The 15,974-nt window shown below is 41.7% G+C and carries 11 protein-coding genes, 1 pseudogene and 1 other annotated feature; all 12 genes and pseudogenes read left to right on the top strand.

From position 1 onward, the window contains the following. Positions 1-8: 8 nt before the first annotated feature. The 12 genes and pseudogenes from tehB (at position 9) to dnaG (ending at position 15,973) form a co-directional block, all read left to right on the top strand. Positions 9-869 (top strand): SAM-dependent methyltransferase TehB, encoded by an 861-nt coding sequence (gene tehB / locus HMPREF3057_RS07360; RefSeq protein ID WP_070697063.1) that lies wholly within the window; start codon positions 9-11, stop codon positions 867-869. Between the two features lie 177 nt (positions 870-1,046). Further along, positions 1,047-2,195: a PDDEXK family nuclease gene (locus tag HMPREF3057_RS07365; RefSeq protein WP_070697065.1), complete on the top strand. Its 1,149-nt coding sequence runs from the start codon at positions 1,047-1,049 to the stop codon at positions 2,193-2,195. 76 nt (positions 2,196-2,271) lie between these two features. Beyond that, on the top strand, positions 2,272-3,228 hold the full coding sequence (locus tag HMPREF3057_RS07370; RefSeq protein ID WP_000495881.1) for a competence protein CoiA: 957 nt from the start codon (positions 2,272-2,274) through the stop codon (positions 3,226-3,228). 18 nt (positions 3,229-3,246) lie between these two features. After that, positions 3,247-5,049 carry an oligoendopeptidase F gene (gene pepF / locus HMPREF3057_RS07375; RefSeq protein ID WP_070697068.1) on the top strand — a complete coding sequence of 601 codons (1,803 nt, stop codon included), beginning with the start codon at positions 3,247-3,249 and terminating at the stop codon, positions 5,047-5,049. A 1-nt stretch (position 5,050) separates the two neighbouring features. Further along, positions 5,051-5,764 carry an O-methyltransferase gene (locus HMPREF3057_RS07380; RefSeq protein WP_083312825.1) on the top strand — a complete coding sequence of 238 codons (714 nt, stop codon included), beginning with the start codon at positions 5,051-5,053 and terminating at the stop codon, positions 5,762-5,764. 67 nt (positions 5,765-5,831) lie between these two features. Next, a pseudogene (gene prsA / locus HMPREF3057_RS07385) lies at positions 5,832-6,772 on the top strand (peptidylprolyl isomerase PrsA). A gap of 188 nt (positions 6,773-6,960) precedes the next feature. Next, positions 6,961-8,184 carry a cell division peptidoglycan polymerase FtsW gene (ftsW, locus tag HMPREF3057_RS07390; protein ID WP_000703342.1) on the top strand — a complete coding sequence of 408 codons (1,224 nt, stop codon included), beginning with the start codon at positions 6,961-6,963 and terminating at the stop codon, positions 8,182-8,184. Between the two features lie 23 nt (positions 8,185-8,207). Continuing rightward, positions 8,208-10,904 carry a phosphoenolpyruvate carboxylase gene (gene ppc / locus HMPREF3057_RS07395; RefSeq protein ID WP_070697071.1) on the top strand — a complete coding sequence of 899 codons (2,697 nt, stop codon included), beginning with the start codon at positions 8,208-8,210 and terminating at the stop codon, positions 10,902-10,904. Between the two features lie 96 nt (positions 10,905-11,000). Continuing rightward, positions 11,001-11,215 (top strand) — a binding site (T-box leader). Positions 11,216-11,333: 118 nt separating this feature from the next. Beyond that, positions 11,334-12,329, top strand: a complete 996-nt coding sequence (trpX, locus tag HMPREF3057_RS07400; RefSeq protein ID WP_049479003.1) for a tryptophan ABC transporter substrate-binding protein — start codon at positions 11,334-11,336, stop codon at positions 12,327-12,329. A 65-nt stretch (positions 12,330-12,394) separates the two neighbouring features. Continuing rightward, the gene (locus tag HMPREF3057_RS07405) at positions 12,395-13,261 is read left to right on the top strand and encodes an ABC transporter permease (RefSeq protein WP_038805101.1); all 867 of its coding nucleotides are present in this window, start codon (positions 12,395-12,397) and stop codon (positions 13,259-13,261) included. Next, positions 13,258-14,016, top strand: a complete 759-nt coding sequence (locus tag HMPREF3057_RS07410; RefSeq protein ID WP_000125419.1) for an ABC transporter ATP-binding protein — start codon at positions 13,258-13,260, stop codon at positions 14,014-14,016. Before HMPREF3057_RS07405 ends, HMPREF3057_RS07410 begins: the two co-directional genes overlap by 4 nt. A 196-nt stretch (positions 14,017-14,212) precedes the next feature. Next, complete coding sequence (dnaG, locus tag HMPREF3057_RS07415; protein ID WP_038805102.1) at positions 14,213-15,973, top strand: DNA primase; 1,761 nt, start codon at positions 14,213-14,215, stop codon at positions 15,971-15,973. Position 15,974: the final 1 nt, after the last annotated feature.

Here is a 15,974-nt window from a genome sequence, read left to right on the forward strand (position 1 = left end):
GAAGTAAAATGGAAAAATTAATTGCCTATAAACGGATGCCCTTGTGGAATAAACAGACCATGCCTGAAGCAGTTCAGCAAAAGCACAATACTAAAGTCGGCACTTGGGGAAAAATTACTGTCTTGAAGGGTGCTCTCAAGTTTATTGAGTTGACTGAAGATGGTGAGGTTCTAGCTGAGCACCTCTTTGAGGCAGGAGCTGACAATCCCATGGCACAACCGCAAGCCTGGCATCGAGTAGAGGCTGCCACTGATGATGTAGAATGGTACTTGGAATTTTATTGTAAACCTGAGGATTATTTCCCTAAGAAATACCAGACCAATCCAGTCCATTCAGAAGTCTTAGAGGCTATGCAGACGGTGAAACCAGGAAGAGCCTTGGATTTGGGTTGTGGTCAAGGCCGTAACTCTCTCTTTCTTGCACAGAATGGTTTTGATGTGACAGCTGTGGATCAAAATGAATTGTCCCTTGAAATCTTGCAAAGTATCGTAGAGCAAGAGGATCTAGACATGCCTGTAGGACTATACGATATCAATTCAGCCAGCATTAGCCAAGACTATGATTTCATCGTATCGACAGTTGTTCTGATGTTCCTACAAGCGGACCGTATTCCAGCTATTATCCAAAATATGCAGGAGCACACCACGGTCGGTGGTTATAACCTTATCGTCTGTGCTATGGATACGGAGGATTATCCTTGCTCAGTCAACTTTCCATTCACCTTTAAAGAAGGGGAATTGGCAAACTACTACAAAGATTGGGAATTGATTAAGTACAATGAAAATCCAGGACACTTGCACCGTCGTGATGAAAATGGTAATCGCATTCAATTACGCTTTGCGACTATGTTAGCTAAAAAAGTCAAGTAAATCAAACCTATACCAGCGAATAGAGAACGCTTTGCAAGGTTTCTATTCGTTTTTGTTTGCGTTGGTTGATTGGGGCAAGCAGGATTTTATGCTATACTAGAAGTAGGAAATCTGAGTAGTAGGGCTGTATTGCTGATACTCTCAGCGCAAGAAAGTCTTTATGATGGAGGTGGTCGAATGACGAGTCTTTTGGTGGAGCTGTATGATCGGCATGTATTGGAAAAGAATGTCTACCAAGCCTTTATCAGTGATTGTGACGAGATTCTTTTTCTATCTTTGACAAAAATAAGCAATGAAGAGAGACTCTCTCTCCGTCAGTTCATCATGGAAGAGGTGCCTCATATCCAACGAGTGACCTTTCGTCAGTTATCCTTAGAACAACTAGCGGACCAGTTAGATTATTGTCTAGCAGGCTATAACCAGGTTCTTCTTGATGTTTTTGGTGGGGATTCGCTACTAGCCTTATCTCTCTATCAATACGGCTTGGATCGGGACCTCCCTATCGTTGCCATGGATGTCGAGCGAGGAAAACAATACAAGTGGGTAGATGGCCAGTTGGAAAAAGAAGACTTGGACATTCCAACCCTAAGCATCCAACAGCTGATAGCCTTGCGTGGTGGAAAAATGCTCAAATCAAAACGCCCTATCCACTCAGCTCAGCAAATTGCAGCCATCAAAAAACTAGCCAGCTCTGCCATTGCCAATCCTGCCCACTGGTATCAAGTGACCCAATTTTTCTCTCTAGCTAAGACCAATGACCTGCATGCTGAGACCGAAAAAATACTGGAAAACAATGGCAGGTATTATCACTATCCAGAATCCCTCATCCCTTTACTTGTGGAAGCAGGGATGCTTTGTATTGAAAGCGAGGACACGAAACGAGTAGCATACAGCTTTCCAAGTCAAGAAGCTCAAGTCTTTTGCCGCAATAAGGGACATATTTTAGAGGTATATCTCTATTTCTTGGCGCTTGAATCTCAGCTGTTTGATGAGTGCATGATAGGCGGTGAGATTGATTGGAATGGCATCTTTCCAGAGGCAGACAATGTTCAAAATGAGATTGATGTTATTCTGAGAAAGGGCCGCTCGATTACCTTTATCTCCTGCAAGATGACAGATTTATCAGTTGAAGCCATCAACGAACTAGAAGTCTATGCCAATCATTTTGCTGGGGAGAGTTGCCTCAAGTTGATTGTTTGTACGGGGAAAATCAATCCAGCTTATGCCAATCGCTGCCAAGAATACGGCGTGCTGGTCATTAGAAGTGAGCAGATTCCCAATCTCATTCCCATGCTAAAAAAATATTCTAAGAGACAAAAAAGATAAGAAATAATATTAAGAAAGGCTGGAATTCCAGCCTTTTTTAGTTCTTTTTCGAATAAATGAGAAAAGGAGGTAGCCCATGTTTGTAGCCAGAGATGCCAAGGGGAATTTGGTGAATGCCCTTGAAAAAGATGTGACCAAGCAAGCTTATACTTGTCCAGCCTGTGGGGGCAGACTACGATTACGCCAAGGACAGAGTATTCGAACGCACTTTGCCCATGAAAGGTTAAGGGATTGCATCGCTATTTTCGAGAATGAAAGTCCAGAACACATGGGCAACAAAGAGGCCCTTTATCATTGGGCCAAGAAGGACAATCAGGTCGCCTTGGAATATAGTCTGCCCGAGATTCAGCAGGTTGCGGATGTTCTCGTCAATGGGAAACTAGCACTAGAAGTTCAGTGCAGTCCCTTGTCTCAAAAGCTTTTAGGCGATAGAAGTCAAGGATACCGCAGCCAGGGCTATCAGGTTATCTGGCTACTGGGAGAAAAACTCTGGTTAAAAGAGCGATTAACACAATTGCAAAGGGGATTTCTCTATTTTAGTCAAAATATGGGTTTCTTTGTTTGGGAACTGGATCTCAAAAGGAAAATTTTGAGACTCAAATATCTTCTGCATCAGGACCTACGTGGCAAGCTTCATTTTCAGGTCAAAGAATTTCCCTATGGTCAAGGAAATCTCTTGGAAATTCTACGATTTCCTTATCAGAAACAAAAACTGCCTCGTTTTGCAGTTGTGCAAGATTCAACTATCTGTCACTACATTCGCCAGCAGTTGTACTATCAAACGCCCTACTGGATGAAAAAACAGGAGGAAGCTTATTATCAAGGAGACAATCTATTAAACCGTCAACTTGACGACTGGTATCCCCAGGTCAGACCGATAGCATCAGGTGATTTTTTGCAGATTGAAACGGATTTGGCTAGCTATTATAGAAATTTTCAGGCTTACTATCAAAAAAATCAGAAAAATAATCTCCAAAAGCTCTATCCACCAGCCTTTTATCACTTATATTTCTCAAAAAATGTGGTAAAATAGAAAGGATGGAGGAATCTTATGGTTTTACAACGACATGAAATAAATGAAAAAGATACATGGGATCTTTCAACAATCTACCCAACAGACCAGGCTTGGGAAGAAGCCTTGAAAGATTTAACTGAAAAAGTACAAACAGCTGCCCAGTATGAGGGGCATCTCTTGGATAGTGCAGACAGTTTGCTTGAGATTACAGAATTCTCACTTGACTTGGAACGCCAAGTTGAAAAGCTTTATGTCTATGCGCATATGAAAAATGACCAGGACACGCGTGAGGCAAAGTATCAAGAGTACTATGCCAAGGCAATGACCTTATACAGTCAGTTAGAACAAGCCTTTTCATTCTATGAACCTGAGTTTATGGAGATTAGCGAAGAGCAGTATGCGGCCTTCCTAGAAGCTCAACCAAAACTCCAAGTTTACAAACACTTTTTTGACAAGCTCTTGCAAAAGAAAGACCATGTTCTTTCGCAACGTGAGGAAGAATTGCTTGCTGGAGCAGGAGAAATCTTTGGCGCTGCTAGTGAAACTTTCGCTATTTTGGACAATGCGGATATTAGCTTTCCATACGTGCTTGATGACGAAGGCAAGGAAGTGCAACTCTCACACGGTACTTATATCCGTTTGATGGAGTCTAAAAACCGTGAAGTGCGTCGTGGTGCCTATGAAGCCCTTTATGCGACTTACGAGCAATTCCAACATACTTACGCTAAGACCTTGCAGACAAATGTTAAAGTGCAAAACTACCGCGCAAAAGTTCGCAACTATAAGAGTGCTCGCCATGCAGCCCTCGCAGCAAACTTTGTTCCAGAAAGTGTCTATGACAATTTAGTAGCAGCAGTTCGCAAGCATTTGCCACTCTTGCATCGATACCTTAACCTGCGTTCTAAAATCTTGGGTATTTCCGACCTCAAGATGTACGATGTCTACACACCGCTTTCGTCAGTAGATTATAGCTTTACCTACGAAGAAGCCTTGAAAAAGGCAGAAGAAGCTTTGGCAGTTTTAGGTGACGACTACTTGAGCCGTGTTAAACGGGCCTTCAGTGAGCGTTGGATTGATGTCTATGAAAACCAAGGCAAGCGTTCTGGTGCCTACTCTGGTGGTTCTTACGATACCAATGCCTTTATGCTTCTCAACTGGCAGGACAATCTAGATAATCTCTTTACCCTTGTCCATGAAACAGGTCACAGTATGCATTCAAGCTATACTCGTGAAACTCAGCCTTATGTTTATGGAGATTACTCTATCTTCTTGGCGGAGATTGCCTCAACGACTAACGAAAATATCTTGACAGAGAAATTATTGGAAGAAGTAGAAGACGATGCGACTCGTTTTGCAATTCTCAATAACTTCCTAGACGGTTTCCGTGGAACAGTCTTCCGTCAAACTCAATTCGCTGAGTTTGAACATGCTATCCACCAAGCAGATCAAAATGGAGAAGTCTTGACAAGTGATTTCCTCAATAAACTCTACGCGGACTTGAACCAAGAGTACTACGGACTCAGCAAGGAAGATAATCCTCAGATCCAATACGAGTGGGCACGCATTCCACACTTCTACTATAACTACTATGTTTATCAGTATTCAACAGGTTTTGCAGCTGCTTCAGCCTTGGCTGAGAAGATTGTCCATGGGAGTCAAGAAGACCGTGATCGCTATATCGACTACCTCAAGGCAGGTAAGTCAGATTATCCACTCAATGTTATGAGAAAAGCGGGAGTGGATATGGAGAAGGAAGACTATCTCAACGATGCCTTTGCAGTCTTTGAACGTCGCTTGAACGAGTTTGAAGCCCTTGTTGAAAAATTGGGATTAGCTTAAGATGGTAGAGTCTTATAGTAAAAATGCCAACCATAACATGCGACGTCCCGTCGTCAAGGAAGAAATCGTAGAACTCATGCGCCAGCGTCAAAAGCAGGTGACAGGTTCTTTGAAAGAATTGGAGACCTTCGCTCGCAAGGAAAACATTCCCATTATTCCCCATGAAACGGTCGCGTATTTTCGATTTCTCATGGAGACCATACAGCCCAAGAACATTTTGGAAATTGGGACGGCTATCGGTTTTTCAGCACTCTTGATGGCGGAACATGCGCCAGATGCCAAGATTACAACCATTGACCGAAATCCAGAAATGATAGGCTTTGCCAAGGAAAACTTTGCCAAGTTTGACAGTCGTAAGCAAATCACCTTACTTGAAGGTGATGCTGTTGATGTTTTATCTACTTTGACAGAAACATATGATTTTGTCTTTATGGATTCGGCCAAGTCAAAGTATATCGTCTTTCTGCCTGAAATCCTTAAACATTTGGAAGTCGGTGGAGTGGTGGTCTTGGATGATATTTTCCAAGGAGGAGATGTTGCCAAGGACATCATGGAAGTCCGCCGAGGTCAACGCACCATTTACCGTGGTTTGCAAAGACTTTTCGACGCAACTTTGGACAATCCAGGTCTAACAGCAACTCTAGTTCCACTTGGAGACGGCATTCTCATGCTACGAAAGAATCTAGCAGAAGTAGAGCTTCCTGAGAGCGAATGATTTTCAGAAAAATTTAAGAAATTATAGTAAAATAGATAAGGTAACACTTACCGTAAAAGGAGTAAACATGAAGAAAAAACTTATGGCAGGAGCCATCACACTTTTATCAGTAGCAACACTTGCAGCTTGTTCAAACAGTTCTGAAGGAAAAGATTTGATTAGCATGAAGGGCGATGTGATTACAGAGCATCAATTCTTTGAAGAAGTAAAGAACAATCCAACTGCACAACAAGTCTTGCTCAATATGACCATCCAAAAAGTATTTGAACAACAATATGGATCAGAGGTAACGGATAAAGATGTGGATGACGCCGTTGCTGAAGAACAAAAGAAATACGGCGATAGCTACAACAGCGTGCTTCAACGTGCAGGTATGACACCTGAGACTCGTAAAGCTCAAATCCGTACCAGCAAATTGGTTGAATTGGCAGTTAAAAAGGCTGCTGAAAGTGAGTTGACAGACGAAGCCTACCAAAAAGCTTTTGAGTCTTACACACCAGATGTAACAGCTCAAATCATCCGTTTGGATAATGAAGACAAGGCAAAAGAAGTACTTGAGAAAGCTAAAGCAGAAGGTGCGGATTTTGCTCAGTTGGCAAAAGACAACTCTAATGACGATAAAACAAAAGAAATGGTGGAGAAATCACTTTTGACTCTGCTTCAACAGAACTTCCAGAACAAGTCAAGAAAGCAGCCTTTGCCTTGGATGTGAACGGGGTTTCTGATGTGATTACAGCTACTGGAACACAAGCCTACAGCAGTCAGTTCTACATCATCAAAGTAACGAAGAAAACAGAAAAATCTTCTAATATAGAGGATTACAAAGAAAAATTGAAGACCATCATCTTGACTCAGAAACAAAATGATTCAGCCTTTGTTCAAGGAGTAATTGGTAAAGAATTGCAAGCAGCAAACATCAAGGTTAAAGACCAATCATTCCAAAACATCTTCACCCAATACATCGGTGGTGGTGACTCAAGCTCAAGCAGTAGCTCTTCATCTAACTAAGAAAGCAAAAAACAAATCTCAAAAGAGATTTGTTTTTTTTATATCTGATACTGGAAAATGAGTAAAATTCGAAGGATTAAAGGATAAGAGTTTTTTTCTTTCTGAAAAAGTGGTATAATAGCAATCAAAACTAGAAAATAAAACGGAATTGGGAACAGAAGCGTCTGTTCCTATTAGAGTGGTGAAATATGAAAATTAGCAAAAGGCACCTACTAAACTATTCCATTTTGATTCCTTACTTCCTTTTATCGATTTTGGGGCTGATTGTGGTATATTCGACAACGAGTGCAACCTTGATCGAAGAAGGAAAAAGTGCCTTTCAATTGGTGCGTAACCAGGGGATCTTCTGGATAGCTAGTTTGATTCTGATTGCCTTAATCTATAAATTAAAATTAGGTTTCCTAAGAAACGGTCGTCTCATCTTTATCGTAATGATTGTGGAGATGGTTCTTTTAGCTCTGGCGCGACTGGTCGGAACACCTGTCAATGGAGCATACGGATGGATTTCTGTAGGACCTGTAACGATTCAGCCTGCGGAGTACCTTAAGATTATCATCATCTGGTACCTGGCACATCGATTTTCAAAACAACAAGATGAGATTGCGGTTTATGACTTCCAGGTTTTAACACAGAATCAGTGGCTACCTCGAGCTTTTAACGACTGGCGTTTTGTTCTGCTGGTTCTGATTGGTAGCTTGGGAATTTTTCCAGACTTGGGAAATGCGACCATCCTGGTCTTGGTGGCGCTCATCATGTATACCGTAAGTGGGATCGCCTATCGTTGGTTTTCGACCATTCTGGCTCTCTTGGCAGGGAGTTCAATGTTAGTCTTGTCTGTCATTCGCTTTGTTGGGGTTGAAAAGTTCTCTCAAATTCCTGTATTTGGTTACGTTGCTAAACGTTTTAGTGCCTTCTTTAATCCCTTTAATGACTTGGCGGGTGCAGGACACCAGCTCGCAAATTCTTACTATGCAATGGTAAATGGTGGCTGGTTCGGACTGGGACTAGGAAATTCTATCGAGAAGCGTGGTTATCTGCCAGAAGCCCATACGGATTTTGTCTTTTCGATTGTCATCGAAGAGTTTGGATTCGTAGGAGCCAGTATGATTTTGGCTCTACTCTTCTTCTTGATTTTGCGAATCATCTTGGTTGGTATTCGAGCAAAGGATCCCTTTAACTCCATGGTTGCTATTGGTGTCGGAGGGATGATCCTTGTTCAGGTCTTTGTCAATATCGGTGGGATTTCAGGGTTGATTCCTTCTACAGGGGTAACCTTCCCCTTCCTTTCACAAGGTGGGAACAGTCTACTGGTATTATCTGTAGCCATCGCGCTTGTACTGAACATTGATGCCAGTGAAAAACGTGCCAAACTTATCAGAGAATACGAGAATCAAACCGATGAAAATCTGTAAGGATTGAATGGAAAGGAAAGTATATGTCTCTTCAAAAATTAGAAAACTATAGTAATAAAGCAGTCGTCCAAGAAGAAGTCTTGATTCTGACTGAGCTATTAGAAGATATCACAAAGAATATGCTAGCGCCAGAAACCTTTGAAAAGATTATCCAGTTGAAGGAATTATCAACTAGCGAGAATTATCAAGGGCTCAATGACCTAGTGACCAGTCTTTCGAATGAAGAAATGATTTACATTTCACGCTATTTCTCTATCCTTCCACTTTTGATTAATATTTCTGAGGATGTGGATTTGGCCTATGAAATCAATCACCAAAACAATGTGGACCAAGACTATCTAGGGAAACTATCTACAACGATTAAGATGGTAGCTGAAAAAGAAAATGCAGCCGAAATTTTAGAAAAGTTAAATGTCGTTCCTGTCTTGACCGCCCATCCAACGCAAGTACAACGCAAGAGTATGCTGGATTTGACCAACCATATCCATACGCTCTTGCGCAAGTACCGTGATGTCAAACTCGGCTTGATTAATAAAGAAAAATGGCACACAGATCTCCGTCGTTACATTGAAATTATCATGCAAACGGACATGATTCGTGAGAAGAAATTGAAAGTAACCAACGAAATCACCAACGTGATGGAGTACTACCAAAGTTCTTTCCTGAATGCTGTTCCACGTTTGACAGCTGAGTATAAAAAAATGGCAAAAGAACAAGGTATCGATCTCCAACATCCAAAACCGATTACCATGGGGATGTGGATCGGAGGAGACCGTGATGGAAATCCTTTCGTAACAGCGGAAACCCTCAATAAATCAGCCTTGACTCAGTGTGAAGTCATCATGAACTACTATGATGAAAAGATTTATAATCTTTATCGTGAATTTTCACTGTCAACCAGCATCGTGAATGTCAGCGACAAGGTTCGTGAGATGGCGCTGAAGTCACAAGATAACTCCATTTACCGTGAAAAAGAACTCTATCGTCGTGCTCTTTTTGACATTCAAGCTAAGATGCAGGCAACTAAGGCTTATCTCATTGAAGACAAGGAACTTCAGCCTAGATATGCCACTGCAGATGAATTTTATCAAGATTTGTTGGCCATTCGGGACTCTCTCCTTGAAAACAAAGGGGAATACCTGATTTCTGGAGAATTTGTCGAGTTGATGCAAGCTGTCGAAATCTTTGGCTTCTACCTTGCCTCTATTGACATGCGCCAGGATTCTAGTGTTCACGAAGCCTGTGTGGCAGAATTGCTTGCATCTGCTGGTATCAATGATCACTATAGCGATCTATCTGAAGATGAAAAATGCGCCCTCCTCTTAAAAGAGTTGGAAGAAGATCCTCGTATCCTCTCAGCGACTCATGCTGAAAAGTCAGAACTGCTTGAAAAAGAACTCTCTATCTTTAAAGCTGCGCGCAAGTTGAAGGATAAACTGGGTGAAAATGTCATTCGTCAAACCATCATTTCTCACGCAACCAGTGTATCCGATATGTTAGAGCTAGCCATTATGCTTAAGGAAGTCGGCTTGGTGGATGCCCAAAAAGCCCGCGTTCAGATTGTTCCCCTCTTTGAAACGATTGAGGACTTGGATCACTCAGAAGAAACCATGAGAAGATATTTCTCTCTTCCTTTGGCTAAAAAATGGATTGCTTCAAAAGACAACTACCAAGAAATCATGCTTGGCTACTCTGATAGTAACAAGGACGGTGGTTACCTATCATCATGTTGGACTCTCTATAAAGCGCAACAACAACTGACTGCTATTGGGGATGAATTTGGCGTTAAGGTTACTTTCTTCCATGGTCGTGGTGGTACTGTGGGTCGTGGTGGTGGACCAACTTATGAAGCTATTACGTCTCAACCACTCAAGTCTATCAAGGATCGTATCCGTCTGACTGAGCAGGGAGAAGTGATTGGAAACAAATACGGTAACAAAGACGCTGCTTATTACAACCTTGAAATGTTGGTTTCTGCAGCCATTAACCGTATGATTACCAAGAAGAAGAGTGATACCAATACGTCAAATCGTTACGAAGCTATTATGGATCAAGTAGTGGACCGTAGCTACGATATCTATCGTGATTTGGTCTTTGGAAATGAACATTTCTATGACTATTTCTTTGAATCAAGTCCAATCAAAGCTATTTCAAGCTTCAATATCGGTTCGCGTCCAGCAGCTCGTAAGACCATCACTGAAATTGGTGGTTTGCGTGCCATTCCTTGGGTCTTCTCATGGTCACAAAGCCGTGTCATGTTTCCTGGATGGTATGGAGTAGGATCCAGCTTTAAAGAGTTTATAGATCAAGATCCAAAGAATATCGAGTTCCTTCGTGATATGTACCAAAACTGGCCTTTCTTCCAATCTTTGCTTTCCAATGTGGACATGGTCTTGTCTAAGTCTAATATGAATATTGCTTTTGAATATGCCAAGCTCTGTGAAGACGAAGAAGTACAAGCTATCTACTACACTATTTTAGATGAATGGCAGTTGACTAAGGACGTTATTTTAGCTATCGAAGGTTATGACGAACTCTTGGCAGAAAACTCTTACCTAAAAGACAGTCTAAACTATCGTATGCCTTACTTTAATATCCTTAACTACATCCAGTTGGAGTTGATCAAACGTCAACGTCGCGGAGAATTGTCGGCAGACGAAGAAAAACTGATCCATACAACTATCAACGGAATTGCAACTGGTTTGCGTAATTCAGGCTGATATTCTACAAACTTCCTCTTTTTTCAAGGGGAAGTTTTTGAATTGTTTAAAAAATTCTAAAAATAAGCTTGACAAGTAGTTGAAAAATGATATAATTTAAACATTCAGAAAGTAATCTTGCTCATTTTTTAGAGAGTCTGTGGTTGGTGAAAGCAGATAGATGAAATTGATGAAATTGGGCTGAATGTACTTAAGAATTTGAAATCATAAAAATTCGGTGAGCACACCTTACAGTGCAACTCGTTATTGCGAGAAAGAGCGATAGGAATATTCCTATAATTGAGGTGGCACCGCGCATCGACGTCCTCACACAAGTTTTTTGTGTGAGGACTTTTTCTATGGGGAGGAAAGATATTGGAATTTAAACGATGGCATCGCTTGATGATGTGATTTAAAAAGTTAAGGTAAAAGAATTAAGGAGAAAGAAAAATGAAAAATAAACGTTTGATTGGAATTGTCGCTGGATTAGCAGTATTGGTGGTGGCTAGCTTGATTTATTCATCAATGAACAAACCAGCAGCTAAGGAAGAGCAAAAGGTCGCTAAGGTTGGTGTCCTTCAATTTGTTAGTCACCCATCCTTGGACTTGATTTACCAAGGAATTCAAGATGGACTAGCTGAAGAAGGCTATAAGGACGACCAGGTAAAAATCGACTTTATGAACTCTGAAGGCGATCAGAGCAAGGTTGCAACCATGAGTAAACAATTGGTTGCTAATGGAAACGATGTTGTTGTTGGGATCGCAACACCAGCTGCTCAAGGACTTGCTAGTGCTACAAAAGACCTACCTGTTATCATGGCTGCTATTACAGACCCAATCGGTGCTAACTTGGTCAAAGATTTGAAAAAACCAGGTGGCAACATCACAGGGGTGTCAGACCATAACCCAGCTGAACAGCAAGTAGAGTTGATTAAAACCCTCACACCAAATGTCAAAACGATCGGAGCTCTCTACTCAAGCAGTGAAGATAACTCAAAATCACAAGTTGAAGAATTCAAGGCTTATGCTGAAAAAGCAGGTTTGACAGTCGAAACATTTGCCGTTCCATCAACCAATGAAATTGCTTCAACAGTCAATGTTATGACCAGCAAGGTCGATGCGATTTGGGTTCCAATTGATAACACCATCGCATCCGCATTTTCAACAGTTGTTTCAAGCAACCAAACAGCTAAAAAGCCAATCTATCCAAGTGCCACTGCCATGGTAGAAGCAGGTGGATTAGCATCTGTAGTAGTTGACCAACACGATCTTGGAGTGGCTACTGGTAAGATGATTGCCAAAGTATTGAAAGGTGAAAAACCAGCTGATACGCCAGTTAATGTCTTTTCAACTGGTAAGTCAGTGATTAACAAAAAACTAGCGCAGGAACTTGGTATCACCATTCCTGAGTCCGTTCTAAAAGAAGCAGGACAAGTGATTGAATAAAGATAAAGGAGGAGCTGGACACATCTCCTCCCATTTTTACTAAAGAAAGAAATGAGTGAAAGATTATGATAGTATCCATTATTTCACAGGGGATGGTCTGGGCGATTCTAGGTTTGGGAATCTTTATGACTTTTCGAATTTTGAATTTTCCAGATATGACTACTGAAGGTTCTTTTCCTCTAGGGGGAGCAGTAGCTGTAACCTTGATAACACAGGGAGTCAATCCATTCTTAGCGACCTTAGCTGCAGTAGGAGCGGGCTGTCTAGCTGGAATGGCGACGGGACTCTTATATACCAAAGGAAAAATCCCAACCCTCTTATCAGGGATTCTGGTCATGACTTCCTGCCATTCCATCATGCTCATGATTATGGGGCGTGCCAATCTGGGGCTTCTTGGAACTAAACAAATACAGGATGTCTTGCCTTTCGATTCAGATCTTAACCAACTCCTGACTGGATTAATCTTTGTAGCTCTTGTTATTGGCCTTATGCTCTTTTTCCTTGATACCAAACTAGGTCAGGCCTACATCGCTACAGGTGACAATCCCGATATGGCTCGTAGCTTTGGTATCAATACGGGTCGTATGGAACTTATGGGTTTGGTTCTCTCAAATGGGATTATCGCGCTTGCAGGAGCCTTAATTGCTCAACAAGAAGGATACGCGGATGTTTCTCGAGGAATTGGCGTGATTGTCGTAGGGCTTGCTAGCTTGATTATTGGTGAGGTTTTGTTCAAGAGTTTGACTTTGGCAGAGCGACTCATGACCATCGTTGTAGGGTCTATTGCTTATCAGTTCCTCGTTTGGGGAGTGATTGCTCTTGGGTTTAATACAAGTTATCTTCGTTTGTACAGCGCCTTGATTTTGGCAGTTTGCCTCATGATTCCAACCTTCAAAAGCAAATACCTGAAAGGAGTCAAGTTTAGCAGATGACAGCAATTGTAGAATTAAAAAATGCCACCAAAGTCATCACGAATGGCTTTGACGAGGAAAAAATCATTCTGAATGATGTTTCTCTTGAAATTTTTGAACATGATTTCATTACTATCCTAGGTGGAAATGGAGCAGGGAAGTCAACGCTTTTTAACACTATTGCAGGTACCTTGCCCTTAACAAGTGGAAGTATCCGTATCATGGGCGAGGATGTGACGCATTTTTCACCTGAAAAGCGGGCTAAGTACTTGTCTCGTGTTTTTCAGGATCCTAAGATGGGTACGGCTCCCCGTATGACGGTGGCGGAAAATCTCTTAATTGCCAAGTTTCGTGGTGAGAAGAGAGGACTCCTGCCTAGAAGGCTATCAAGTCATCGGGAAGAGTTTCAGGCTACCATTGAAAAAGTGGGAAATGGGCTTGAGAAACATCTAGATACTCCGATTGAGTTTCTATCAGGTGGTCAACGCCAGGCCTTGAGTCTCTTGATGGCAACCTTGAAGCGACCAGAGTTGCTCTTGTTGGATGAACACACAGCAGCTCTTGACCCAAAAACAAGTGTTGCCTTGATGGAGTTAACAGATGACTTTGTCAGCAAGGATCATCTAACAGCCTTGATGATTACCCACCATATGGAGGATGCACTGAAGTATGGAAATCGTCTGATAGTCATGAAGGAAGGTCGTATTATCCAAGACCTCAATAAAGAAGAAAAAGCTAAGATGAAAATCTCAGACTACTATCAATTATTTGAATAGGTGAGTTAAATAATCATCAAAAAATAGTGAAAATTAACTTAGAAACATGAAAGTGTTTCTGAGTTTTTTATCTCCTCTTTCTATCTGGAAAAATAAGGCAAAGAGAATTACGGAAAGCGTATGAAATGGTTTACTTTTTTTCAGAAATAAGCTATACTAGTTTACGTGAAACTATGATAAGATGGAGGTATTGTGTATGGTTGACAAGCAAGTCATTGAAGAAATCAAAAACAATGCCAACATTGTGGAAGTCATAGGTGATGTGATTTCTTTACAGAAGGCTGGACGGAACTATTTAGGGCTCTGTCCTTTTCATGGTGAAAAGACCCCCTCTTTCAACGTTGTGGAAGACAAGCAGTTTTATCACTGTTTTGGATGTGGGCGTTCAGGAGATGTCTTTAAGTTTATCGAAGAATACCAAGGCGTGTCCTTTATGGAAGCCGTTCAGCTCTTAGGAGAGCGCGTCGGTATTCAACTGGCTATGCCTGTCCAGTCTCGTCCTCAACAAGCTTCCCCCCATCAAGCTCTATATGATATGCATGAAGAAGCTGCACGCTTTTACCATGCCATCCTCATGACGACAAAGATGGGAGAAGAAGCAAGGGCTTATCTCTACAAACGCGGATTGACAGACGATGTTCTGAAGCACTTCCAGATTGGACTAGCTCCAGCAGAGAGAACCTATCTCTATCAACGTTTGGCTGACAAGTTTGAGGAAAAGGATTTATTGGATTCTGGCCTGTTTTACCTGTCAGATGGCAATCAGTTTTATGATACTTTTTTTGGACGGATCATCTTTCCTTTGACCAATGACAAGGGACAGGTCATTGCATTTTCAGGTCGTATCTGGCAAGAAACTGACAGTCAGACTGCCAAATATAAAAATAGTCGCTCGACTGCAATTTTTAACAAGAGTTACGAATTGTACCATTTGGACAAGGCAAAAAAGGGAACAGGTAAGATTACAGAGCTCTATCTGATGGAAGGCTTCATGGATGTGATCGCAGCCTACCGTGCTGGTATAGAAAATGCTGTAGCTTCCATGGGAACAGCCTTAAGCAAGGAGCATGTTGACCACCTCAAACGCTTTACCAAAAAAATTGTTCTCAGCTATGATGGCGACAAGGCAGGGCAGGCAGCAACAGCCAAGGCTCTAGAGGAGTTAAAAGACTTCTCAGTTGAGGTTGTTCGAGTACCTGATGCCATGGACCCAGATGAGTATTTGCAAAAGAATTCTGCTGAAGACCTGGCTTACCTTTTAACCAAGACTCGGATTAGTCCCATAGAGTTCTATATTCACCAACTCAAACCTGAGAATAGTGATAACTTGCAAGCGCAAATCGAATTCATTGAAAAGATTGCGCCCTTAATCGCCAAAGAAAAGTCTATCACTGCCCAGAATTCTTATATCCACATTCTGGCGGATAACCTACCTTCCTTTGATTATCAGCAAGTAGAACAGATTGTAAATGAAAGTCGGATTGTTCAAAGGCAGGAGAGAGTCAAGGAGCATCCTACGCCAGTAGTGATTAGTTTGCCTGTGACGCGGCAACTGACAGCAGTTATGAGAGCAGAGGCTCATCTCCTTTATAGGATGGCTGAGAATCCAGTTGTTTTAAATGACTACCGATTAAGAGAAGATTTTTTCTTTGATACCCCAGAATTTCAAATTCTTTACGAATTATTAAGTGTAGAGGGAGAAATCGGATCAGAGGAACTGTCTCATCAGACTCCTGAGGTTGAAAATGCCTGGTACCATGTTCTTGGTCTAGATTTGCCAGCTGAGATGTCGCCTCAAGAACTTTCTGAAGTCGAAGAAACTCGTAACCGTGCCCTCCTCAGCAAGGACAATTTAAGGATTAAAAAGAAAGTGCAGGAGGCTAGTCATGTAGGAGATACAGACACAGCCTTGGAAGAATTGCAACGATTGATTTCCCAAAAGAGAAGAATGGAGTAAT

Source organism: Streptococcus sp. HMSC072D05, assembly GCF_001815805.1.
Lineage (GTDB): Bacteria > Bacillota > Bacilli > Lactobacillales > Streptococcaceae > Streptococcus.